At 46.7% G+C, this 25083-nt stretch carries 25 protein-coding genes; 11 read left to right on the forward strand and 14 right to left on the reverse strand.

Annotated elements, in window-relative coordinates:
* Positions 1-119 precede the first annotated feature (119 nt).
* Entirely contained in the window at positions 120-998 is an 879-nt protein-coding gene (locus V6669_RS26275) for a carbohydrate ABC transporter permease (protein ID WP_017692164.1), read from the forward strand.
* 64 nt (positions 999-1062) lie between these two features.
* On the opposite strand, the gene V6669_RS26280 is transcribed toward V6669_RS26275, so the two are convergent.
* On the reverse strand, positions 1063-1251 hold the full coding sequence (locus V6669_RS26280) for an aspartyl-phosphate phosphatase Spo0E family protein (protein ID WP_074096520.1): 189 nt from the start codon (positions 1249-1251) through the stop codon (positions 1063-1065).
* A gap of 280 nt (positions 1252-1531) precedes the next feature.
* Complete coding sequence (locus tag V6669_RS26285) at positions 1532-2242, reverse strand: MarR family transcriptional regulator (RefSeq protein ID WP_338588598.1); 711 nt, start codon at positions 2240-2242, stop codon at positions 1532-1534.
* 222 nt (positions 2243-2464) lie between these two features.
* Between V6669_RS26285 and V6669_RS26290 the strand changes: the two genes are divergently transcribed.
* Positions 2465-4039 (forward strand): FAD-dependent monooxygenase, encoded by a 1575-nt coding sequence (locus tag V6669_RS26290; RefSeq protein WP_338588599.1) that lies wholly within the window; start codon positions 2465-2467, stop codon positions 4037-4039.
* Positions 4040-4120: 81 nt separating this feature from the next.
* Here the strand turns inward: V6669_RS26290 and V6669_RS26295 are convergent, their stop codons facing one another.
* The 5 genes from V6669_RS26295 to V6669_RS26315 form a co-directional block, all read right to left on the reverse strand.
* Entirely contained in the window at positions 4121-5140 is a 1020-nt protein-coding gene (locus V6669_RS26295; protein WP_338588600.1) for a hypothetical protein, read from the reverse strand.
* Positions 5141-5167: 27 nt separating this feature from the next.
* Entirely contained in the window at positions 5168-6166 is a 999-nt protein-coding gene (locus V6669_RS26300) for a hypothetical protein (RefSeq protein WP_338588601.1), read from the reverse strand.
* A gap of 28 nt (positions 6167-6194) precedes the next feature.
* Positions 6195-7115, reverse strand: coding sequence for a WYL domain-containing protein (locus V6669_RS26305; RefSeq protein WP_338588602.1), 921 nt, complete (start codon positions 7113-7115; stop codon positions 6195-6197).
* Between the two features lie 84 nt (positions 7116-7199).
* Positions 7200-7388 (reverse strand): hypothetical protein, encoded by a 189-nt coding sequence (locus tag V6669_RS26310; RefSeq protein ID WP_338588603.1) that lies wholly within the window; start codon positions 7386-7388, stop codon positions 7200-7202.
* A gap of 148 nt (positions 7389-7536) precedes the next feature.
* Positions 7537-7860 (reverse strand): helix-turn-helix transcriptional regulator, encoded by a 324-nt coding sequence (locus tag V6669_RS26315; RefSeq protein ID WP_338588604.1) that lies wholly within the window; start codon positions 7858-7860, stop codon positions 7537-7539.
* Positions 7861-8065: 205 nt separating this feature from the next.
* Between V6669_RS26315 and V6669_RS26320 the strand changes: the two genes are divergently transcribed.
* The gene (locus V6669_RS26320) at positions 8066-9445 is read left to right on the forward strand and encodes an MFS transporter (RefSeq protein ID WP_338588605.1); all 1380 of its coding nucleotides are present in this window, start codon (positions 8066-8068) and stop codon (positions 9443-9445) included.
* Positions 9446-9643: 198 nt separating this feature from the next.
* Here V6669_RS26320 and V6669_RS26325 read toward each other — a convergent pair whose 3' ends face one another.
* The 3 genes from V6669_RS26325 to V6669_RS26335 all read right to left on the reverse strand — a co-directional run bounded on the left by V6669_RS26325 (position 9644) and on the right by V6669_RS26335 (position 11612).
* Positions 9644-10093, reverse strand: a complete 450-nt coding sequence (locus tag V6669_RS26325; RefSeq protein ID WP_338588606.1) for a nuclear transport factor 2 family protein — start codon at positions 10091-10093, stop codon at positions 9644-9646.
* 165 nt (positions 10094-10258) lie between these two features.
* Positions 10259-10666: an Rrf2 family transcriptional regulator gene (locus V6669_RS26330; protein ID WP_338588607.1), complete on the reverse strand. Its 408-nt coding sequence runs from the start codon at positions 10664-10666 to the stop codon at positions 10259-10261.
* 106 nt (positions 10667-10772) lie between these two features.
* On the reverse strand, positions 10773-11612 hold the full coding sequence (locus tag V6669_RS26335; RefSeq protein ID WP_338588608.1) for a helix-turn-helix transcriptional regulator: 840 nt from the start codon (positions 11610-11612) through the stop codon (positions 10773-10775).
* A 118-nt stretch (positions 11613-11730) separates the two neighbouring features.
* Between V6669_RS26335 and V6669_RS26340 the strand changes: the two genes are divergently transcribed.
* A complete protein-coding gene (locus tag V6669_RS26340; RefSeq protein WP_338588609.1) occupies positions 11731-12735 on the forward strand; it encodes a Gfo/Idh/MocA family oxidoreductase in 1005 nt (334 codons plus the stop codon).
* A 20-nt stretch (positions 12736-12755) separates the two neighbouring features.
* Positions 12756-13703: an aldo/keto reductase gene (locus tag V6669_RS26345; protein WP_091038430.1), complete on the forward strand. Its 948-nt coding sequence runs from the start codon at positions 12756-12758 to the stop codon at positions 13701-13703.
* Positions 13704-13974: 271 nt separating this feature from the next.
* Here the strand turns inward: V6669_RS26345 and V6669_RS26350 are convergent, their stop codons facing one another.
* The gene (locus V6669_RS26350; RefSeq protein ID WP_091038428.1) at positions 13975-14994 is read right to left on the reverse strand and encodes a Gfo/Idh/MocA family oxidoreductase; all 1020 of its coding nucleotides are present in this window, start codon (positions 14992-14994) and stop codon (positions 13975-13977) included.
* Positions 14995-15049: 55 nt separating this feature from the next.
* Positions 15050-15826 carry a sugar phosphate isomerase/epimerase gene (locus V6669_RS26355; protein ID WP_036606781.1) on the reverse strand — a complete coding sequence of 259 codons (777 nt, stop codon included), beginning with the start codon at positions 15824-15826 and terminating at the stop codon, positions 15050-15052.
* Between the two features lie 198 nt (positions 15827-16024).
* Here V6669_RS26355 and V6669_RS26360 point away from each other — a divergent pair, with 198 nt between their 5' ends.
* From V6669_RS26360 to V6669_RS26385, 6 genes are all read left to right on the forward strand, one after another.
* The gene (locus V6669_RS26360) at positions 16025-16855 is read left to right on the forward strand and encodes an AraC family transcriptional regulator (protein ID WP_315939870.1); all 831 of its coding nucleotides are present in this window, start codon (positions 16025-16027) and stop codon (positions 16853-16855) included.
* A gap of 241 nt (positions 16856-17096) precedes the next feature.
* Positions 17097-17798 (forward strand): response regulator transcription factor, encoded by a 702-nt coding sequence (locus tag V6669_RS26365; protein ID WP_338588610.1) that lies wholly within the window; start codon positions 17097-17099, stop codon positions 17796-17798.
* Positions 17799-17818: 20 nt separating this feature from the next.
* Positions 17819-19267, forward strand: coding sequence for an ATP-binding protein (locus tag V6669_RS26370; RefSeq protein WP_338588611.1), 1449 nt, complete (start codon positions 17819-17821; stop codon positions 19265-19267).
* Positions 19268-19370: 103 nt separating this feature from the next.
* On the forward strand, positions 19371-20129 hold the full coding sequence (locus tag V6669_RS26375; RefSeq protein ID WP_338588612.1) for an ABC transporter ATP-binding protein: 759 nt from the start codon (positions 19371-19373) through the stop codon (positions 20127-20129).
* A 2-nt stretch (positions 20130-20131) separates the two neighbouring features.
* Positions 20132-21961 carry an ABC transporter permease gene (locus V6669_RS26380; protein WP_338588613.1) on the forward strand — a complete coding sequence of 610 codons (1830 nt, stop codon included), beginning with the start codon at positions 20132-20134 and terminating at the stop codon, positions 21959-21961.
* A complete protein-coding gene (locus V6669_RS26385) occupies positions 21925-22533 on the forward strand; it encodes an FtsX-like permease family protein (RefSeq protein WP_338588614.1) in 609 nt (202 codons plus the stop codon). Before V6669_RS26380 ends, V6669_RS26385 begins: the two co-directional genes overlap by 37 nt.
* A gap of 83 nt (positions 22534-22616) precedes the next feature.
* On the opposite strand, the gene mmuM is transcribed toward V6669_RS26385, so the two are convergent.
* Positions 22617-23684, reverse strand: coding sequence for a homocysteine S-methyltransferase (gene mmuM, locus V6669_RS26390; protein ID WP_338588615.1), 1068 nt, complete (start codon positions 23682-23684; stop codon positions 22617-22619).
* Positions 23662-25074 (reverse strand): S-methylmethionine permease, encoded by a 1413-nt coding sequence (gene mmuP / locus V6669_RS26395; protein ID WP_338588616.1) that lies wholly within the window; start codon positions 25072-25074, stop codon positions 23662-23664. The genes mmuM and mmuP overlap by 23 nt, the downstream gene beginning before the upstream one ends.
* Positions 25075-25083 lie beyond the last annotated feature (9 nt).

The raw sequence follows: 25083 nt of genomic DNA on the forward strand, positions 1-25083 counted from the left end.
TACATCCAGACAGCGACTTTCAATCAGCAAGATATAGATCGAAATGGTTTAGTTCGTCTATATCTTGTACACGCGAGCGATTCAAATCGAATTATGCAAAATGCAAAGGAGGAATTAAGGTGTATCACAAAACAACCGGGTACCGTATATTTAATGGCTTCAACCTGATATTCATCGCGGCCGTCTCGATCCTGTGCATCCTGCCGCTGGTCCATATTCTGGCGGTTTCCTTCAGTGGTAAAGCGGCAGCATCCGCCAATCTGGTGACACTTTGGCCGATTGATTTTACGGTGGACGCCTACACCAAAACATTTGGTAACAGTAACTTTCTAAGTGCACTCTGGATTTCAGTCCAACGTACGGTTCTGGGTACACTGCTCAGTATGACACTTGTCTTCCTGACGGCTTATCCGCTATCCAAGGAGAGTCTGCACTTCAAGGGGCGCTCGTTATACGCGTGGTTTTTCATCTTCACAATGCTGTTCAGCGGGGGATTAATTCCATCTTATATCTTGATCCAGAAGCTTGGACTGATTAATACGATGTGGGCTCTGATTTTGCCAGGAGCGGTGGCTGTCTGGAACCTGATTCTGATGATGAACTTTTTCCGTAACGTGCCAAAAGAGCTGGAAGAAGCCGCATTCATTGATGGAGCCAACCATATCACGACCCTGTTCAAAATCTATCTGCCTGTATCCATGCCCGCCATTGCCACGATCTCCTTGTTCACCATGGTAGGTCAATGGAATTCCTGGTTCGACGGGCTGATCTATATGAATGATGCTTCCAAATATCCACTCGCCACGTTAATGCAGACCATTATCGTACAGCAGGATTTTTCCAACATGAACGTGGATGCAACGCAGCTCCAGAACATGTCCCAGCGTACGGTTAACGCGGCTCAGATCTTTATTGGCGCTCTGCCGATTCTGCTCGTATATCCGTTCTTGCAGCGTTTCTTCGTAAAGGGAATTGTGCTCGGGGCGGTAAAAGAGTAAGGCAAACACACGGAATCCCTTCATGGGATTCTTCTTCATTTTATAAGTGCATTCTATACGTTCATTATTTCAGTTGATTCGAATTCGTTCTTCCGCGAGTTGCGTTGTTATATTCATTAATTAACTCATCCAGCACCATGGATTGGCGAATAACCTCCGGATGCCACAGTTCCGCATATTGAGCTGCAATCTGGTAGAGCCTTTGCCGTGCATGTTCGATACATTCCTGAATGGTTTCCGGATTATGTACCATACTCCCGCCCCCTGTTGTCCTTGAATATCATCATCCAAAAAAGACCATCTAATATAATATTCGGAACAATAGGGGGTTTGGATTACCCCAAAATTAAAATTTTGGTTATTTTTTCTTGTAAAAGTTATGATTAGCGTGGATCACATAACCTGATGTGCATATATGTTGAATGCAAATAAACCGGATCGGCTGCAGCCTGTCCGGTTTTATAGCGTTTATTTTTTGCAGAACAACTTCGTATGCCGAGATGAATATGAGCATGCTCAACAGCTTACTTACGCTAATCCTCATATTTCGTAAAGAAAACATCCTCAAGAACGGCCTTGGCCTTCTTCAGATCACGGGTATTCAGCGTATGAAGCATCCCCATAATTTCATTCATTTCCTCGTTAACGGTTAACTCTCCTGTGGTCTCATTAAGTTCTGAGTCATCTTCAGGATAAGCCCCCCCATCACCAGAAACGATGGATGGCCCATCTTTTTCCGAATTGAACCAGGACGCCTGTGCCGTATCACGGAGAGCATGCGCTAAGAACTGCAATTCATCTTCGGTATATCGCTGCAAAAAACGATTTGCGCCAAGATCAATTTGTTGATGCATGGCTTGATGTAAACGATAGATGTCTTGACCCCGTTCTGTCATGCGAAACAATACTTCTTTTTTATTATCCGGCAGGTATTCAGGCAAAATGATATTTTTCTGTACCAGCCTCTTGGTGATTTTGGAAACCGTGCCTTTGGAAAAGCCAAATTGTTTTGAAATGGTTATCCCATTTACAGGTTCAAGTGTTCCGATAGCATCCAACACATGTAACATCGTAACCGTCATTTCTTCGATTAACTCTTGAACTTCCGGATCAGGGCTGTGCTTAAGCAACCATTCCTTCTCTTCGTCATCTTCCGCTTGGAATTTAATCTGTATATCTTTCACAGCTTCCAGCACTTCATCAATCAGGTGCTCTTTATTGTGATAGTTTGATGGCTTGATCATCCTTTTTCCTCCAACACTAATGAACTTCATCCCAGTATATCAAGGACAGGTTCACAATTAAAGTTTCCAGGAAACAATATTGACAAAAGAATAGAATTTATACTAATATTGTTGCACGGAAACTTATTGTTTCTAAGAAACAATAAGTTGTAATTTTCATAGTCCGTTAGTTATTAGAAACAGAACTTTATTTCAGATCCAATTTAGAGAGGAACATTACAAATGACAGCTATACGATTCAAGCCATCGCAAGAGAAGCAACAACCGGATGTGAGTCCATCGAGGGAAGATTACGATATCGACGTATTGGTTGCAGGTGCTGGCCCGACCGGATCTACATTAGCAGCAGATCTGTTGCGCCGCGGTCTTCGTGTCCGGCTGGTCGATAAGGCTCCCCATGCCTTTAAGGGTTCTCGTGCCAAGGGGGTACAGCCGCGAACCCAGGAGGTTTTTGAAGATCTAGGCGTGCTGAGTGATGCTCACACAGAGGGAAGTTCTTACCCGCTCGCAGGTATCCATCTAGGTCCGATCACTGTGCCGTGGCGCATGCAGCAGCGAAATAAACCTACACCAGATCTGCCCTATCCGAATATTCTTCTGCTGGCTCAACACCGCACGGATGCCATCCTGCACCGCCTACTCGAACGTCAGGGGCTGAATATTGAATTTAACAACGCGGTAGATACTTTTGAACAGGATGCCGCTGGGGTGACGGTGACGCTCTCTTCAGGGGAAAAGATTCGCAGCAGATATCTGGTGGGGGCAGACGGGGGTTCCAGCACCGTTCGTAAAGGTACAGGTATTCGATTTGTTGGAGAGACCAACGAATCAGATCGTATGCTCATCATTGATGGCATAATCGATGGCTTGTCTCGCAATCGTTGGCATATGTGGCCCCGCACAAAAGGTAAATTTGTAGGAGCATGCCCATTGCCACACTCCGACCAGTTCCAGGTCATGATCAGGTTGGGAGCAGACGAGAACCCAGATCTGGACGAGGCTGTACTTGCCGCTCAGTTCTACAAGCTCACTGGTTTACGACTCTACGACATTACCTGGAGTTCCGTATTCCGTCCCAACGTGCGACTTGCTGAGCATTATCGGTCGGGCCGTGTCTTCCTTGCAGGCGACGCAGCCCACGTCCATACCCCAGCCGGTGCGCAAGGGCTCAATACCGGTGTACAGGACGCTTACAACCTCGGCTGGAAGATAGGTCAGGTCATTGCTGGCGCACCCGATCGCCTGCTTGACACCTATGAAGCTGAACGTCAACCTGTTGCCGCACGCGTTCTTGGGAAATCCAGCGAGTTGTACGCCAAGCTCGATAATAAACGTCTCGCCAGTCTCAAACGCGGTGATGAAGAACGACAGCTCTCACTATCGTATCATGGTGGTCCACTTAGCTCTGAGCATGCATCAGCGACCAAGTCACTTCAGGTCGGAGATCGAGCACCTGATGCTCCATGCATCGGCCCAGGCGGTGTAAGACGACTGTTTGAGATCCTTCGTGGACCACAATTCACATTACTTGCTTTTGGAGCCATTGCCGCTCATATCCTCCCTGACCTGATCTGGCCGGATAGTGGTGCCGAATTGCACAGATACATCGTCAGTACTGGTAATGAAGCCGAACAGAATGTTATCAACGACACCACCCAAAAACTGACTGACATCTACGGCATTAACAGCGACACGCTGATACTTATTCGACCCGATGGTTACATCGGCAACATCATCAAGAGCGACTGGCAGACGGAATTTGAGAATGTAGTCAGTATAGTTACCCCGCCACGTTAAGTGAGAAATATTTAAACTGCGCTTCTAGCATCAAATGGAACTTCGGCCTGCGGTATCACATCAGAGAACTACTTATTATATTTATCTTAATCCAACATCCTTAAAACGATTGCCTATCGTCTCTGGAAAGGCACGTTTAATGGCATCAATGGCACGTTGTTCCGTAGCCCCTGCCTTCCGGATAAGCTCAATCACGCTTTGCACACAATCTGGTTCCTTCGTATTCCAAGAGATGGAGTTGTCGATTTTCTCAAAGATCATTGTATACAGGCTTGCGAGTAGCTCATACTCGTTTATGACCTGGTCCATTTGAATGGACAGATGCTTAAGTCCTGCAACATAAGAGGCAATATCCAATCTTGATTTGGCATAATAGCGAAGTACAGTTGCCGCTTGTTCAGCGTCATATGTTCCTGACTGCAAAGCAGCAGCAATAGCGGCATACGCAGCCGCCCCACAGGCATAATCTTGGGGCGGCAGCATATAGTCATGAGTTTCCCATTTGTACACGGCCTGGATTAACGATTCCTTGCAGACTTCCCATCGATCTATGGGTGCACAAGCTTCCAGCACCTGATAGTACCAGTAGGGTGTACTGTTCCTTCCAAACGAATCATAAGGCAGACGAATGACTTCATTGCCTTTACTTTCACAGATGAATAACACCCGTTTCACATCATCATATCCAGTAACAATGACAAATTGATCGTGCCAGAGAATCGCACCTACGCCCCGGTCAATTGAAGCTTTAATGTCCAGCAGAGCCTGTTTCTGATACAGGGGAAAGGTCGGTTCGAACGAAAAGCCAGCTGCCTGGCTCGCCGTCACACCAATGAAGTCTGCTGCGACAAAGTTCTCTGCCATCCAGTTGTATGCGGAGATTGACTCTGCCGTCAGACACCGATCCACCACTAGTCTGAATGCACTTGCAGTCATACCTGAAATCATGTGGTGTGGGAAATCCATCCACTGTTTATGTAATAAAATGCGATACAACGCATCTGTATACGCGCTCACACCGCTCAATGATCTATATTCATCAGCAAAATTCACAGCTTGCGGGGATTGAATCCAGTCCTGCAATACTACTTTTGTCGCCATCACCCTTCACTCCCTTCCTCTCTCATCCTATCGCGCGGAATGTGCTCCCCACCGTGGTATAGTGGACCTTTTACGGTCAGGATACTTCCTGGATATCACTCGAAAATAATCAATAGCCTGCTCTTCCAATGCTTTTGCCTTCACTAATACCTGTGCTAGATCTTCTGTCGTATCTGATCGCAAGACACGTCTATTTTCCTGCTGAACTATATATCCTTTCATTTGGTCAATTAACGTCCCAAGCTGTTCATAATATGCATAAGCCTGGTCCAGTTCGTTCCATACCCCTCGAACATCCTGCAAATACATCCTTATTTCAGTTCGAGCATGGCAGTAGGATTCCAAAATATAAGCCGCACCTGATTCATCAAAATCCCCACTCCGCAGGGCCTCCACCCACACATCATATGCCTTTCTACCTGAAGCAATATTCCGATCGGGTAACAGACGATAGGGAATATCCCAATCCTCAATCGCCAGTCGCAGGGATTCCAGCAGCATCTGTTCTTCAGGGATGCGGACCTGATTACCAAACACCTGACAATACCAAAATCCGGTAAAATTTAAGCCGAAATTGTCATACAACAAAATCTGCGGTTCCTTGCTCCATCCATCTTGCACATAAAAGATGCGGTCACTGTCATCATATCCATGAATAACACCGAACTCAGGAATCCAGTAAATCACACCAGTGCCTTCATCAATACTCCGTCTCACCCAATTCACTGCATCCTGCTGGTAATAACCAAACGTGGAATGACGTGTACGTCCCCCATCCCAGATCGTGAATATCCCCAGGTTATCGACTCCAGGACGATGTGCTTCCCCCCATTGTCCATACGCTGTAACCGACATGGGAAGTAGTCTGCGATGTACCGACAGCTTGAAAGCCATGCCCGTATATCCAGCAAGTACAACCTTGGAACCTTGAAACTGGCCCGTATGGGTGAGTATCGCATGCAGACTATCCACGTATGATTTGGACTCCCGCTTCATGATGAGGTGATCTAAAATATTCTCAGCCAAGGACGGATCTTCTCCTCTCTACACTGGTTTATTCCACGTTTTGCTTACGTTGTATCGCGAGCCTGTCAATTAATCCTTCTGCGCTTTGCTGAAGCTTGCGTCTAAGCCACCCAGGAGACACTAGTTCCTCCCATTCGCTAATAAACAAATGCTGCAAGAAAGCGTCCGTGTCATAAAATTCAATTGAATAAATCTGATCTTTCCTAGCCTGGATACGATATCCTTGCCATAGGTCCATGTGCTGCAATTCCTTCAAGCGAATCTCAGCTACAAACGGTTTACGCACAGGCAGTGGTTCTTCCCCTCCACCTAAAAGAGCATCTGACCTGTACTCAAATCTCTCATCCAAGATCGATACATGAACAATGCCCTCCAAGCGAATGGCCACTTGCTGTACAGGGTCTGCTTCATACCCCACCACGTAATCGGCGTTAAACTGGGATATCATCTTTAATGGACACAAGGAAAACTGCCGTTCTCCATCATGATCCCTGTAATGAATATGTACTCTGCGCAAGTCAGTTATGGCATGGGACAATAATTCAAAGAATTGCAGTTGCTTCGGTTGCGCTGAAAATACCGGAAGCTCGCTACTTCCCATCTGTTGTTCCTCCAACGTAAAACGCTCCAGCAAATGCGCTACACGTTTCACCGCATCCGATTGATCATAATCGTAATGTCGATATCGATGCGCCAGATATTTCAGCACACGTTGCTCTTCTTCGGTCATATACAAATGGGGCAATCGAAAAGTCTGATCCTCATAACAATAGCCCCGATATTTTGCCATATACACCAAAGGGGCTCGCAGGGAACTTGCCATATATTCAATATCACGCTGAGCTTGACGACGGGAGATTTCAAACTCACGGGCAAGCCAGCTGCTATTCGGAAAACGTCCACCTCGAATCTGTTCGTCAAACCAGTGAATCCGATGCATGTTACTCATCTTCCCGCCCCCATCTCATTCCATTCCTAATATATTCGATTATATCAAAAGACATGGCCCATTCCGCAGAACAGGCCAGTTATGTTATACGTGTGCATTATCCACTCTGGATTGCACGGCTTTGAAGCATTTCTTGCATACTTTCAGACTTGTACCGTCTGTTTTTGTTTGCGTATACAACAATTTAATTCGGGTACTGCTGCACACCGGGCATGTTCCCCGGCCCCTGGAAGGAAGACTCCACAAGACGCGTCCTCTTTTAGTTTTTGCCAATGGTTGTGAACCTCTTTTCGATATGGTTTGTGTGTTCACCGTTATTATATAGGGCCTGGTACGACACAGAATGTCGCATCAGTATTAGAGGTTTTTTAGTATCAGAAAATAAAAATGTCCCCTCTTCGACCTGAAGAAAGGACAAAATTTAGGAAGGATCTGTGCTTGACTGAGCTGCGGCCTGCAATAACGGTTGCAAGAGACCTGGAAAGCGCGTTTCCAAATCTTCGGATCGCAGGGTGAGAAAATGCTGTGTGCCCTGCACTCTGACCCGAATAACTCCGGCTTCCCGCAGAGTGCGAATGTGGTGCGACATCGTTGACTTCACAACAGGTGCATGAAAATGACTGCACGGTTGCTCCCCGCTTCTGGCTGCTTCCGCAACAATCCCAAGACGGGTTGGGTCGCTTAACGCATACAATACGGAGGAAAGTTCAATATCTGACACCTGTGGATGATGTAAAATTTTCATACTGTAGTCTCCTTTTATCAGACTATCCATTGTATTTTAACACAGATCCATGATATATTTCTAATGTTCGACACCAATCGAACTTTAATGATTTCGTTATGTAACCCCTGCTGTTAGGCACGGGATTGACATCATACTACATTTTGCAAATGTTACACACCGTTTCTGAAATGTTGCGAAATACATATCACTTTAGGAGGTTTTTATGAACAACACTGCAACCGCATCATCAGGGGAACGGACCGGAATACAGGAAGGATTAATTGTAAGCTTGCTTGGTTTCACCGTTGTACTCGTTGTTATGAATACAATGATGTTTAATCTGGCTCTTCCCAAAATTGCAGCCGAATTTATGCTTACATCCGTCGCTTCCTCATGGATTGTTACAGGGTATTCCATTGTATTTGCCATTTCCTCGATTACGTTCTCACGTCTATCGGATTTCATACCTATTCGTACATTATTCACGACCGGGCTTACGTTACTTGGTGCGGCATCCGTTCTCGGGTTTTTCAGTAATCACTTCATCATTTTGCTCATTGCACGTCTGATCCAGGCTGCGGGTGCTGCATCGGTTCCGGGGCTTGCCATTGTGCTGATTACCCGGTACATTCCACATGATCGCCGGGGTAAATCGATGGCTGTCATCATGTCCGCGAGTTCACTGGGGCTTGGACTTGGTCCCGTCATCGGCGGAAGTATTACTCAGTTTCTGGGATGGCATGATCTGTTTATCGTTACGGGCTTAACGTTATTCTTGATTCCTGTATTCTTCAAACTGCTTCCTCGGGAAACACCGCAAAAAGGTTCATTTGACCTGCTGGGTGCCGTGCTTCTTGCCATTGGTACTACGGGTGTGCTGTTATTTCTGACTTCCCGTCAGTGGTACACACTTGTTATCGGTGCTGCGGCACTGCTTCTGTTCTGGCTCCGAATTCGGCGCGCGGCAGATCCATTTGTTCAACCTGCTTTGTTCAAAGATAAAAAATATATGATGCTCAGCTCGCTGGGGATTGTATCGTACATCAATAACTTCTCAACGCTGTTCCTGCTGCCGCAAATTTTGGCGCATCTGTATGGACTGACCCCTGCTCAATCTGGACTCGTCATCTTCCCGGGTGCAGTCGTGTCCATGCTGCTGTCCAATCGGATCGGCCGCATGATTGACCGACACGGCAATACGTTGCTACTGAAGTTTGCACCATGGTTGCTACTGGCTGCTGCCGGGTTGTTTGCCTTATTTGCAGACAATAACATCTACGCCATTATGGCGGTCTATGTGCTGCTCAGCGTTGGCTTCTCATCCCTGACCACTAGCGTGTCCAATGAATTGTCTGGTAATCTGACCATGGATCAGGTGGGCGCAGGTATGGGACTGTTCCAACTCAGTCAGTTCTTCAGCGGAGCTTTCAGCGTTGCTGTTACTGGCGTAGCATTAACGGCGATGCAGAACTTGCCACTCTCCTCGGCGTACACCAATATTTTCTGGGGTATGACCGTGGTCGCACTGGCATCCGTTATTTTCTCTCAGGTGTATCTAAGAATGCAGTCTCGGAAAGTCACGGAAACAAGTAGCCGGATCTAACATCATATTTAAGCAAAAGAAGTCAGGAAGGGACCCTCGCGTTCTGAACCTGGCTTTTTTGTTATCCCATTTTTCTGTGTAGGTGTCAGCTGTTCTGCTCCACTAACACCAAACAGCCCCAAGGACGCATTCATTGCGCTACTCGGGGCTATTATTTTAATGGTTGATCAACTTATCTATTCTGCTACACGGATTATACTATTCAAACAGGTCCAGACGAAGACGTTTCAGACTTGTATGTTTGATGTACCACTGGCCGTCGATTTTGACAAACGTTTCGTGGTAGTGCCCAAATCCGTGGAAGGATTTGTTTTCATTGCCCTCCGGGAACGTGACCCAATCTTCCATTGGGGAGATGACCTTTGCTTCGTTCTCAGATACAAATTCAACTTCGGCGCTATGAACATGATGTACGGTTACGGCAACATCCACCAGATCACGGAATACTTGTACGATCGTATCACGGCCTGTTAATACCGGAATTGGATTACCCTCTGTGCTGAAATCGGCCACTGCATCCGGAGCAAACACATCACCCAAGGTATCCCACTGCTTCGTATCAATATAGCGGCAATAACGCGCCTTGGTGTTCCGAATGTTTTCCAGCGCGAGCAATTGTTCCAGTCCTGTGATCATTGATTGGCTCATGTGTTGTCCCTCCAGAGATGTAAAATATGATGTGAAATTTGGATCATGTATGTATGCATACTATACCTTCCTTATTGTACCATTCGGCTTCTATTAGGTACAACGATACAAAAAAATCTTTCCTTACCTCTCGCGAGGTTGGGGAAAGATCACTTGTAGTGCAAGTTACAGGGAGTGTGCACCCTTCATCTTTGAAGCCAGTTCTGACATTTTTTTATTGTTCAAGAAACTTTCCATCTCTTCTTCCGCCTGCACCATCACCTGTTGGATCAAACAGCCTGCGTTATGATTCTGGGAACATTCGAACAGAGAGGCCTGACCTTCGATCGCATGAATGATCTCCAAGAAGGAAGGATCGGGATTTTTACGACTAAGCCGGTAGCCACCATTAGCACCAGAAGTTGATTCGATCATGCCCGCCTTAACCAATTTGGTCAATATCTTGGACAGATAGGTTGGTGATACCTTCTGCAATTCTGCAAGTTGGTGTACACTAACCAGCTGTTCGGGGGCAGTGCTTACAAGATGAAGCATCGTATGCAAAGCATAATTTGTCGCTTTTGAATATTTCATGAGGGCACCTCATTATACACGGATTTAATTTATCCATAATAGACTTGATTAAGCTCTCTGTCAAACTATTACTCTTTAAGCGCTGGCAACTTCGAAAATATACGGGTTAATTGTGATACAATCCGCGGTAATCCGTAGGTGTCATCCCCTCGTGGGCCATGAACTGGCGGTTAAAATAACTGGCATTGGGATACCCCGCTTCCTCCGCGATTTGTCCAATGTTGGCCGTAGGCCGTTCGAGTAACCACTGCTTTGCCATCTGTAGTCGTGAACGAGTGATAAACTCCATAGGCGTCATCTCCACAGCACTCTTGAACATTTTGCAAAAGTAATACGAACTCACACCTGCGAGATCCGCCCAGTCCTGTAACAGGAAAGGTTGACAGGCCTCTTGCTGCATCTGTGGAAGAAGTGCAAGAACCCGACTCTCCGCCTTACTTGTGGTACGAGTGCTCTTTAAAGGTACTGCATGCTGCACGAACTCGGCGAGTACGGCATAGGTCAGTGTGGATAGCTGAGCAGGACGCAGCATCGTGTTCTGTTCCGCTTCAGTGAGCAAGGCCAGATGCGCCTCTTCCCAAGAGCTGCGTTGCCGAAGTGTCCACAGCAGATTGCGATGCAACCCCCGCTCGATCATATAATCATGCAGACGTTCACCGTAAAAATGAACCCATCTCACATCCCACGGGTCATCTTCACTACTATAATAATGCTGCCGCTGCTGCGGGAAATAGAGAACCGCCTGACCTGCGCGAAGCTCATGCATCACCCCGTCCACTTCCACGTACCCTTTGCCCGCAGCGACATAGTGAATATTAAAGTTGTTCAGTGCTCCTGCCTCCCGCAACACGGAATGCTGGACGTGGTCCATATAATGTCCAACGGACTCGGGATAACAAAAATATGGAATATCCTGCAGGGTAAGCAATACGGTTTGTCTCATCATAGCCGGTTCTCCTTGATCAACAATATTGTGTTAACTAACTTCAATATATTATCATTTTAATTCATTGGTCTATTCTTTATAATCACAATATACATTTATACACAGGAGGATACAACACATGAATTCAGTTCAAAAATTGCGTTGGGGCATTCTTGGTAGCGCTAGCATTGCTGTGGAATCCGTCATTCCAGGCCTGCAGCAATCCGAGTTGAATGAAGTAACCGCGATTGCCAGTCGAGACGAAGATAAAGCCAAACAGACGGCCGAACAACTTGGGATCAACAAGGCTTATGGCAGTTATGAAGCTTTGCTCGCTGATGATTCCATTGATGCCGTATATATCCCACTGCCGAATCATCTGCATCGGGAATGGACGATCCGTGCTGCTGAAGCAGGCAAACATATTTTGTGTGAAAAACCACTGGCTCTGACAGAGCAGGAAGCTCAGGAGATGGTTCAAGCTTGTGCAGATGCAGGTGTGCATCTCGCGGAAGCATTCATGTACCGCCATCATCCAAGATATGAGCAGATCAGCGATATCATTGCCAGTGGTGAGATCGGTGAGATCCGTGGTATTCACAGCACATTTTCATTTAATAACTCCAATGCATCCGGCAATGTCCGCTTTCGGAAAGAGTGGGGTGGCGGTGCACTGTATGATATCGGATGTTATTCCATCAGCGTAGCACGTCTGCTGCTTGGTCAAGAACCAAGCGCAGTTACTGTTATTGGCATGTTCTCTCCACAGCATGATCAAGTCGATATGATGGCTTCCGGACTGCTGGAATTCGATAATCACGTTGGCGTGACGTTTGACAGCAGCATGTGGGCAGCCTTCCGCAACACGCTGGAGGTATTGGGATCCGACGGGATTATAGAAGTCCCTTCCGCATTTATCAGCGGACAGGACCGCAGTTCCAACTTCTATGTAACGGCTGGTGGTGAACGCAGAGAGATTGAAGTCCCGCAAGTGAACCACTACTCATTGCAGGGAGATGATATGGCACGTGCTGTACTTCAGGGCAAGGATCTGCGCTTCGCCCCTTCCGATGCAGTAGCTAATATGAAAGTACTGGAAGCTTGCCTTCGTTCAGCGGAAGAACGTACACGAATTACACTATAATTGAGAGGATGAACTGACTTATGGAATATATCGAAATTGCTGGTGCAGGTAAACGTGTCTCCAGATTGATTAAAGGAACCGATTATTTCGTGCATAATGCCTACGATAAAGCAGCTACGAACATGGATGCTTTTCTGTCGATTGGCGGTAACACCGTAGATACAGCACATATCTATTGTGGTGGACAGAGTGAAGAAGTCCTTGGTCGTTACATGAAAGAACGTGGTAACCGCGACCAGATCGTCATTCTCACCAAAGGCGCGCATCATGACCAGAATGGACCACGTGTGAACGCTGATGCCATCCGCAGTGACTTGATGGAAAGTCTGGAGCGTCTTCAGACAGATCACGTAGAGATGTATGCCCTGCACCGGGATGATCCCAATACCCCTGTCAGTGTCATTCTTGAAGCATTAAACGAACATATTGAATCCGGTAAAATCGGCGCAATTGGCGCCTCCAACTGGACTTGGCAGCGACTCGAGGAAGCCAATGCGTACGCTGCGGCAAACGGCTTGAAGGGCTTCACATTCAGCAGTCCAAATCTCAGTCTCGCCAAAGCAAACGAACCTTTCTGGGAAGGTTGTGTGTCAGCAGATGCAGAGACGCTGGCATGGCATGACCAAACCAAGCTGCCCTTGCTATCCTGGTCCTCTCAAGCGCGTGGTTTCTTCACTGGACGATTCACACCTGAAGTTCGGGATAACGAAGACCTGGTGCGTGTATTCTACAGTGATGGCAACTGGGAACGGTTGCGCCGGGCTGAACAATTGGCTAATTCGAAGAAAACATCACCTATTCAGATTGCACTCGCTTATGTATTGAATCAAACGTTCCCAACCTGTGCCCTGATCGGTGCCCAGAATCAGGCGGAGCTGCTGTCCTGTGACGAAGGTTCCCGCATCACGCTGACTCCTGCTGAAATAACATGGCTGGATCTGGGCAGTGATGTACCGGCTGGCATCTAAAGAAAGTTAATCATTATATCATTAATTTTAATGACTCTAAGGGGCTGATATTACGCGGTAGCGCATAATATCAGCCTTTTCTGTTATGCAAAAGCGATCCACTATTGTAAACCCTATTGCACAATTACCGTATCCCTGTTCACGTTCCCCCCCACTTGCCCGGGAACAAATAAAGAAGGACTTACCCCAGAACACTTCTCTGAAGATAAGTCCCTTATATCATAGATTAAGCCATATAGAATGTTAGAAATTGCACTGTCATTCGTATGGATTACAGTTTAACGATCTGACCTGTTTTCTCGGATTCGAATGCTGCCAAGATCACTTGCAGGGAACGCAACCCCTCTTCTCCGGAAATCGCTGGAGGGGTTTGAGTTACAATTGACTCTACAAATGCGTCAATTACACCACTCGGCACTTGTTTCTCGTTGGTAGCCATGGCACCAACTTTGTACGTCTCAACTGTGCCATTGGTCAGTTCAACGATAACTTCATCGCCTTCAACTGTTCCGATCTTCATGACACCATTCTCGCACCACAGAACAGTACTGTTGTCTCCAGCTCTGTATTGTGTCCAGCTCGCTACCAGCGTTCCGATCGCTCCGCTCTTCATGCGCAGCAAACAAGTTGCGTTATCGTCAACCTGAGTACCTTCCTTGTGCAGTGTGCTGATAAAACCAGCCACTTCAGATACTTCATCATTCAGCAAGTAACGGATAAAGTCTGATTTGTGCACGCCCAGGTCACCCATAGCGCCCATAATAGCTTCTTCTTTACGGAAGAACCAACTTTCAGCTCCGTCCACACTCCATCCTTCCGGACCTGGGTGACCAAATGATGTACGGAAATTCAGAACTTTTCCAAGTCTGCCGGAGTCGAGAATTTCTTTTGCTTTTACGTGAGGAGGCATCAAGCGCTGGTTGTGTCCAACCATCAGATACACGCCATTTTTCTTGGCAGCTTCGATCATTTGCTCGCCTTCTTCAGTGGATACTGCCATTGGTTTCTCAACCAATACATGCTTGCCTGCATTTGCAGCAGCAATCGCCATTGGGGCATGCAGATAGTTCGGTGTACACACACTAACGGCATCCACCGTTTCGTTTGCAAGCAATTCCTCGTAATTGGAATACGCTTTACCGCCGTAAGTCTCGGCCATCTTCTCCGCACGCTCCACAATCGGATCGGCAAAAGCGACAAGTTCTACGTTCTCATTGGCAGCGTACTCTGGAATATGTCTGCGCTCGGCAATGGCTCCACAGCCGAATACAGCAACTTTAATTTTACTCATGTACATAAGTCTCCTTTGACAAATAGATTAGCATTTTTCATGGTTCGATGGCCCATTAGAATTGGTTCAGGTAGTTTTCTTTCAACCAGTTGTAGCTGTTGGATACGCTCTCAAGCGGAGGGTTCTGACATACGTCTTGTTCCACGATCAGCCATTCTACACCTGCATTCGTAGCGCCTTCAATAACAGCTGGCAGGTCAACCGAACCTTGTCCCAATTCCAGTGTTTTCATCTGGCCCTGTTCGTCTTTGCTGAAGTCCTTCAGATGAAGCAGCGGCAAGCGACCCGCATATTTATTAATATACTCGATCGGATTTTGTCCCGCAAATTGTACCCAACATACGTCCATTTCCACTTTTACCGCTTCCGGTGATGTTTGAGCGAACATGGCATCAAAGGCATTGGCATCGCCAACCTGGCCGTGGAATTCAAAGTCATGGTTATGGTATCCGAAGATCAATCCTTGTTTCGCTGCTTCAGCTCCATATTGTTGTAACTCAGCGAATAGCTTGGTCCAACCTTCTGCATTCTCAGGACGATCTTCTGGCATCAGGTAAGGACAAATGATATATTGTGCACCAATTGTTTTCAGGTAATCGATTTGTTTTTGCAAGTCTTCGCGCATCGCATGTAGTGAAACGTGGCTGCTGAATCCTTTCAGTCCAAGTTCATCTAGTAGCGCTTTCATTTCCTCAGCTGGAATATCACCATATCCGGCAAACTCCACACCTTCATATCCAAGGGCCGCTACCTTACGCAACGTACCACGAAAATCTGCTGCAGTTTCATCACGGAGTGTAAACAATTGCAAACCAATATTAAGTTTTTTCATGTAGGATACACCTCTGTTCTCAAATTTGCTTTCATTGCTCTATCTGGTATCATCCTAACGCAAAACAGGCTAGAATGAACATATACAATATAGTCAGAACATGAACTATCTGATCAAATTTTATTTCCATCATTTTGCATCAATTGAATGTAGCCCATTTGAATGCATGCAGGATGTACATATTGGGGGATTTTATCTTTGGATACGTTAGAGACATCTGTACTGATCTGTGACTACTCATACCACTATAAAGCGTTCACACATAATATGAAGGGCGAGTTGCAAACCTATCTGTTCCGTCTGCAGACCGAAGGCTCGTGCAAAGTGTATGTACAGGATAAAGAATTCAGGATGACTAGCGGGGATTTGTTGCTACTCAAGCCTGGCGACGACTATCATCTCGTTGTAGATGAACCACATAAAGAAGGACGTTTGTCCAGCGGAGATTATTATCTGTTCTGCGAGGGCAGCTGGATCGAGAACTGGTGGAAACGGCAGCATCGATCTACCGTGAGCCGGATTGGACTTGATGATAAACTCATCAGCCTGTGGAGAAATATGTTACTTGAGAAACGTCGCGGGCCTCTAGAAGAAAATGCGGAGCTAAAGGATGCGTTACTGCGCGGATTATGTCTGTATATTGACCGGGCAATTAAAGAGAATATTCAGACCGATCGGGCAGTTTCCTCTGCGCTGAAGTTAAAACGATTTATTGAGGAGCATGCCACGGTTACGTTCAAGCTTGAGGAAGCGGCACGTTATGCAGGGCTCAGCTTGTCACGTGCAGTCCGTTTATTTAAGGAGCACTACAATCAGACCATGATTCAATACGCGATTGAGATCCGTCTGAATGCGGCGCTGGAACGAATGAAATACAGTGAAATGACACTGGAGCATATTGCGGAATCCTGCGGTTTTGCAAGTTACTCCTATTTCCACCGGGTATTCCGGGCGCACTTCGGTGTGTCTCCGGCGGAGTATCTCAAATCCAGACAGCATGAGCCTATCGATGATCTGGAGCATGTGTGACGAGCAGTATCAGATCAGAAACCCATGACCTTAAAGAGGTTCATGGGTTATTTTTGATACGGTAAACTGTAATCAGCTTTTAGTGCGAATAGAAGTCAGACCATTTTTATAAGAATGAAGTTCAATTCAATATTTTTTTATGTGACTCCCACAGAACAAGACTGTACAATTATAGAGACAGTCATTTTACAAATTCATACATATATATTCGATTAACATCTATCATACTGGAGCGATACATATGTTAAACCACCAGCGCAAAGTCCTCATCATCGAGGATGAATCAGATATTTCGCGCATTCTGCGAGATTATTTAACCAAAAATCAATATGAAACCGCCGTGGCAGCCACTGGCCAAGATGGACTTCAGATTATGGAGCTTATTCAACCAGACTTCATCATTCTGGACATTATGCTTCCGGACATGGACGGGATTGAGGTCTGTCGAGAGATCAGAAGGCGCAACAATATCCCCATCCTCATTCTAAGTGCCAGAGGCAGTGATACCGATAAGGTACTTGGTCTTGGCTTTGGAGCAGACGATTATATGACCAAGCCCTTCTCGCTGAGCGAACTGTTAGCACGAATTAATGCCCACTTCAGGCGTTACGACAGCATGACATACGTTGGAGACAGAACAGATCTACTGCATCTTGGAAACCTTATGATTGATAAAAAAGCCTATAAAGTTACATTAAACGGATCGGAAGTTTCTCTGTCTGCCAAGGAATTCGAATTACTTCATTACCTGGCAAGCCATAAAAATCAGGTGTTCTCCAAAGCCCAGTTGCTCGACGCCATCTGGGGATATGCAACCTACGGCGATGAAAATACCGTAACCGTATACATTCGCAGACTACGTGAAAAAATCGAGGCAGATGCCTCGCATCCGACCGTTCTGAAGACGGTATGGGGTGTCGGTTACAAATTCAATTACGAATAAGTGAGATTGGAGGCTCCCACATGTCATTGAACAGCTGGTCCAAACGCTGGTTGTTAACAACACTTGGGCTTCTCATTATTATAGTCTTATGTATCCTCGCGCTATCGATGATGCTGTTACAAGATCAAAATTCAGACGAATCCAATCTGTCCCTGAATCAGGTTCGCCTCAAGGTCAATCCGATCTTACTCGCGTTGGAGCAAAATCATCAACATCTGGGTGAACAAAATATTCGTGAAGATATACGTTCCATCGCCAGAGAAAGCGGAGTTCTGCTTACCTATGTGAATTTGGATGGAACGGTAATCCTGTCCTCTGTCCCTACCTCCGAAGAAACCCAAGTTAATCTGCGTTCATCGCTTCATTATGATCTGCATCATGCCACGCAGGCCTCGGACGGTAACGATACGCTTGATATTGCGTTTCCCGTGATGGACGGACCGATGGGAAGTCAGATCGGCAATGCCATCTTTTCCATCCCCCAAGCCATGGTTACGGTTCAGCAATCGATGACTTTTCTGGTTATATTGATGATCGCACTTTTACTCCTGTCACTGATTCTGAGCTTATTTCTATTCTGGATGAAACGGAAACTGGATAAACACCTGCTCTCTCCCATCCATCAATTGAAGCAACATGCGGAATCCATGCTTAAAGGCAATTATGAGGAAAAAATCCAGTACAACCGCAATGATGAATTGCTCGAAGTATATGCCATGTTTGATCTCATGCGTACGGAGATTAAACATATGAGCGAGCAGCGTATTCAGCAGGAACAAGCACAAAAGGAACTCATCACCAATATATCTCATGATATTAAAACACCAATTACCACAATAAAAGCATACATAGAAGCTATTGAGGAAGGACTATGCAACGATCAGGAGACGCTGATGGAATATATGGGAGTCATGCGGACCCATACGGATAAAACGGCACGCCTTGTGGAGGATCTGCTGGTTCATGCACTTCAGGAATTGGGGCAAATTTCGGTGGAAACCCGTGAAATGTACAGTGGGCCTATACTGGAGACGATGTTGAAACCTATTGAACATGTTGTCCTCACAAGAGGTCTGTTCTATGACGGGCCCGAGTCCAACCACATTCCCAATGTGTTAATCGCAATCGACCCTACCCGAATTGAACAAGTGATTTCCAATCTTGTCGTCAACGCCCTCAAGCATACAGCTCCGGGAGACACGATACGTATAGATATGGAACTGGAATCCGGGCATTTGAATGTGACGATTGCCGATTCGGGTCAGGGAATACGTGTACAGGACATGCCGTTTGTATTCCAACGTTACTTCAGAGGCCAAGCGAGTCAGGCAGACCAACATGTTCAGGAAGGTACAGGGCTGGGTCTTTCCATCTGCCAAAGCATTATTGAAGCACACGGAGGCCGTATTTCTTTTACTAGTAAAGAAGGAGAAGGTACGACCTTCCGATTCTATCTGCCGATCTGCTGAGCCCACACTCCACAGCTGTAATACTTTATTCATAATTTGATAAGGCTTCCTCAACATCCCTCCTCTAGAATGAATCCTATACTGCACTTGGGAGTGATTTGACTTGTCTAAAAAGGTGATTATCCGTGCACAGAATCTGTGCAAAACGTACAACAGCGGAAGTGAGCAACATCATGCCATCCGTAATGTTGATCTCGATATCTATGAAGGGGAATTCACGGTCATCATGGGTAACTCTGGCTCTGGCAAATCAACCCTCTTATATCTGCTAAGCGGACTGGATCAGATTACAGCAGGTGAGGTCTATTTTCGTGATCAGCGGATTGACGCTTATAGTGAACGGGAAATGTCCAACTTCCGCACCCGCCGAATCGGTTATATCTATCAGAGCATCAATCTGGTCCCAGACCTTTCCATTAAAGAAAACATTGCTTTACCGGGATACATTGCAGGAAACAAAAAGAAGGACATCCAATACCGTGCTGCTGAGCTGATGAGTGCGATGGATATTGATGGACAGCGTAACCGTCTTCCCTCCCAAACTTCCGGAGGACAGCAGCAGCGAGCTGCCATTGCACGGGCTTTGATCAATTCGCCGGATATCATTTTTGCGGATGAACCGACCGGAAGCCTGAATATGGAGCACGGCACAGCTGTTCTTGATATCCTTACGGCTATCCATCGGAAAGGACAGTCTGTTGTCATGGTGACGCATGATATCAAGGCCGCCTGTCGGGCAGATCGCCTGATCTACATTTTGGACGGCAAGATTGGCGGAATCCTTGAGTTTGACACCTATGACGAACATCAAATTCAAGATCGTGAAGCGATCATCTTCGCTTTGGTTACGGGGAAGGAATAACGATGGCGGTCATGTTTAAACTTAGCTTGTCGTATCTGAGTAGGAACAAAATACAAAATGCGTTGATTGCGCTGCTCCTGCTACTCTCGACACTTCTTGTATCTACAGCTATTGTCATTCTGGCGAACACAGGCAATCAGTTTTATGAAATGCATACCCGGACCCATGGATCTCATCAGATCCTGACGTTTGAAAAAGGGCTCAATGACCCTGACGCTGTGCACAACTGGTGGGCTTCTCAAGATGGAACTCAGGTGTCCCCTTTGCTAACGTATCGTACATTGTCAGGCATCATTTTGAATGAAAATCACATCCCTAACATCTACCTGTACATGTTTAATACGCCTCCGCCGCCTTGGGGTGTGGATGAACTAATTTTCTCAGGCGGGACGCCCGACACAGTCCCCGAACAAGGCTCCGTCTGGATTCCAACGTCCATGGCGAATGCTTATCATATTTCCGTAGGTGATACCATTGGCTTCAAAACTGGCTCAAGCACACTCGAATTGAATGTATCGGGCGTTGTCATCGATGTACCATATGGGGCACCCTTCTCCAATACAGCACGGGTCTGGATGAATCCTACCGATTATCAACATGATCTCGCTACACTTGCTGGCAACGAGAATCGTATGATGGGCATCCATTTTAACGATTACAGCATGAATTCGGTGTATTGGGAACGCTACAATCGTGAGACAGGTATTCCGTTTCTGGAATCCAAAATGGAGTTCGAGGCCATTGCCTCTTTTTATCTGATCATCAATCAGGTTATTGGATTCATCATGATATTCATGGGTGTTGTCATGCTCTCCATCGCCCTGATGACCATCGGGTTTACGATTTCGGATGCCATCCTGGCCAATTATAGAACGATAGGAATCCTCAAATCACTAGGTCTGACTTCCCAAAAAACGATAGGCACCTATGTTATTCAATATGCATTGTTATCCATCGTAGCCATTATCCCAGGACTTGCACTCAGTATATGGATATCCAAATGGATCATTAATATTTCTGTATCTTCTCTTCGAGTGGGGAATCAGAACATTCCAGTCCAAGGATGGGATGCGGCTATACTGGCCGGCGTACTTCTCTTTGCTCTAGTGATTCTGTTCACTGTGTTATATGCCAAAAAGGCACGCAGCATACAGCCCGTGCAGGGTATTCGTTATGGTATGTCGGAGACAGATCACAGCCGGATGGCTGGCAGAATGAATTCGCCATGGGCGCACTGGATCGGATTCACACGACTGCCTGTGACCGCTGTGCTTGGATTCCGACATGTGTTCAAAAACACCAAAAGCTCTGTTCTAACACTCCTGCTAACCACCATGGCTTCCTCCGTACTTGTTCTGGGTTATGTTCTGCTGACCAGTATAACCGGAATTGAACAGACCGCAGCTAAATGGGGGTATGACAATGCCAATATCGCAGCAGTAGTCGTGAACAAAGGTAACTTTCCAACGACTGAATTGAAACAGACGTTAGAAGAGGATACACGAATTAGTAATGCAGGCTGGCAAGGGAACACAACGGGTGTAATTAACCCGGAGTCTTCGGCAACAGTAGAGGGCCAATCCATCAGTCTCAACTTGAGTGTACTGGACGGGAGTTATCAGGAACTTGGATTCGAAACGTTAAAAGGGGTTAACCCACAACATGCGAATGAAATTGCCATTGGTGTAAGTGTAGCCAGAACATCAGATAAAGATCTCGGTGATCTTATCGATATCTATATTGAAGGAGAAAGCGTACATTCCTCATCACGGGCATCTATCAAGCGATCGCCAACATGTCTGTTTCAGGCAGAATCACCATTGATGCCATGAGAAGTGTGAACCCTGGTTATAGTGCATTTGATGATATCTTCATTAATGTAAACGATATGGCACAAGCGGGTAAGGTTGCCTCGGAATTAAATGAGCAATTTAAAGATTTTGCTTCGGTAGTCACTCAGAAGACATTGCTTGATTCGGTTTACGCGGAAGCCGCGAACATCCTGATCTATCCGATGAGCCTGATTGGATTGCTGTTTATCACTGTGACGTTCATCATTATTTTCAGTACTTGTAGAATCAATATTCGTAAAGAAAGCAGAACGTACGGAATATACAAATCGCTGGGAATGACATCTCGCCAAATCCGGTTGTCGCTCACCATGGGAATGTTCATACTGTCCTCCGTGGGAGCCATACTGGGTATTTTCGTCGGCGTATATCTGCTGCCTCTTCTACTCGAAATGGTCCTTTCCAGTTATGGTATCGTACAACTTCCACTGATCCTGCATTGGGGTGGAATGGTACTGTTCACCTGTCTAAGCATCACTGCAGCCAGTCTTGGCTCATGGTTCTCTTCCCACATCATTCAGGAAGCATCGCCACGTATGCTGGTTATCGAATAATGTAATCAGGATGCCTTAACACAATAAAACAAGCCCTTCCACACCTCTATAGGATGTGGAAGGGCTTGTTATCATGATATGAACTATTTCCGCCATTTCTTCGCAAGTGTACCAATCTGATGTGGCGTGGTGCGGCAACAGCCGCCAATAATCTGCGCGCCCGCAGCAACCCACTGCTCCGAAACATCACTCATACTGCCACATGTACCCTGTCCACTCCACGTCTTCGTTGCTGCATCGTATACTTCTCCCGAGTTCGGATACACAATAACAGGTTTGTCGCTGGCACGGCTGAGAATACCTACGGCTTCCGTCACCACTTCCATCGGAGCACAGTTCAGGCCAATCGCCGCAATCTGCGGCTCGGAGCCAAACGTCTGCGCACACACCTCAAGCGGTGTGCCCTCGCTGATGCTTGTCCCGTCTTTTAAAGAGAAAGATAGCCAGGCATACGCATGAGGAAACTCCTTCAGTACATCAACCAGCACCTGTGCTTCCTGCAAGGAAGGAATCGTCTCAAACGCCAAAATGTCAGCCCCCGCTTCAATCAGCGCCGCCATACGCGGACGGTGAAATGCAGCAAGTGTCTCATCCGACACGCCGTAATGTCCCACATACTCTGAACCATCCGCCAGATAGGCGCCGTACGGTCCAACGGACCCGGCAATAATTGGACGTGGACGAAGACTGTCTTCTTCGCGATCCCCTGTACGATCTGTTATATGCGCCTCATTCTCCAGAGTCTCTGCACGTACCGAAGGAGCTTCTACAAACTGATCTGTCGAGCTTTCTATCCCTACTAAACCACTCTGCACTTCTGCCCACACGTCATCTCTCGCCTGTGCAGCCAGCTGCACCGTCTTGCGAATCAGGTCCAACGCTTCTTGCTCTCCGATTCCTCTCTTGCGGAAGCCATCCACCGTCGCCTGATAACTGGATGTAATTGCACAGTCGGCTCCTGCGCGGAAATAATCCGCATGGACCTGAACGATAACATCTGGATTCTCGAGCAATACACGGGCCGACCACAGTGGATCATCCAGATCACAGCCATACTGTTCGAGTTCCGTGGCCAGCGCTCCATCCAGAATCATGACCGGATGTTTACGCAGGATCTGTTCTATGGGATTAGTCTGTTGTGCTTGAGTCATGTACTTGTCCTCTTTTCTTATTCACACGTTCTGTCAGATAATAAGCAGCGTAACATACTGCAATAAATGGAACCCCACAATACAGCGCAATCCGCTGTGTCGGGTCAAAGGCAATACCTATGCATGAAGCCAGGCATAAAATAAATGAAACAATCGGTACCACCGGATACAGCGGTGTGCGATAAACCAGATCTTTGACCGCATGTCCTTCCCGGATATATTGTCTGCGGAACATGTATTGGGAGGCACTGATGCTCATCCATACCGCAACGACAGCCAGACCTGAAATGGAAACCAGTGTAATATACACGGTACCTGGCGCAATGATGCTGGACAGCAAGGCCAGCGCACCACCGACCATACTGATCAGAAGTGCATTCAGCGGTACCCCGCTTTTGGTCAATTTGGCAAACCACGGAGAGATCGTTTTTTTGTCAGCCAAAGACCAGAGCATCCGTGAAGATGCATATAGGCCTGAATTGGCAGCAGAGAGAATCGCCGTCAGAATAACAAAGTTCATAATGTCTGCTGCATAGGGTACACCCACCCGCTCCATTACCGCTACAAACGGACTTTCCAGTACACTGGCATCCGACATGGGCAGCAAGGCCGACAAGATAATAATCGTTCCGATGAAGAAAATAACCAAACGCCACAGCGTTGTATGAATAGCTTTTGGTATCGTCTTTTCCGGATTCTCCGTCTCACCGGCGGCAATGCCGATTAACTCGGTGCCTGAGAAGGCAAAGTTTACAGCAAGCATGGTCATCAATATCGCTGTAGCCCCATGAGGGAACCACCCGGATGCGGTAATATTTGATAGAAATGGAGCCGGTTCAGAATCCGCCATGGGAATGATACCAAACATGGCTGCGCCACCGATAATAATGAAGATTACAATAGTAACTACCTTCACAGATGAGAACCAGAACTCGGATTCCGCAAATAATTTCACCGTTAAAGCATTGAACAAAAAGATCATCACTGCAAAGAGCGCGCTCCATATCCATACGTTTACCGATGGGAACCAGCGCTGCATCAGCAATCCGGCGGCTGTGAATTCGGAGCCAAGCGCAACAGTCCAGGTTAACCAGTATAACCAAGCCACCGTGTAACCTGTTGCCGGTCCGATATATTTGGCTGCATAACTATGAAATGCTCCCGTCTCTGGCATATGAACAGACAGTTCACCAAGACAGAGCATCACCAGATATACAACGATGGCTCCGATCAGATAGGACAGAATGGTTCCCAGTGGTCCCGCCTGCTGAATGGTGTAACCTGAGCTGAGGAATAATCCCGTTCCAATGACTCCTCCGAGAGAGAGCATGACCACATGCCGTGCCTGCATTTTTCGCTGAAAATGCCCTTTGTCGTTGTTGTTCTCCATACCTGCTGC

Origin of the sequence: Paenibacillus sp. Y5S-9 (genome assembly GCF_036894235.1) — a bacterium.
GTDB lineage: Bacteria > Bacillota > Bacilli > Paenibacillales > Paenibacillaceae > Paenibacillus.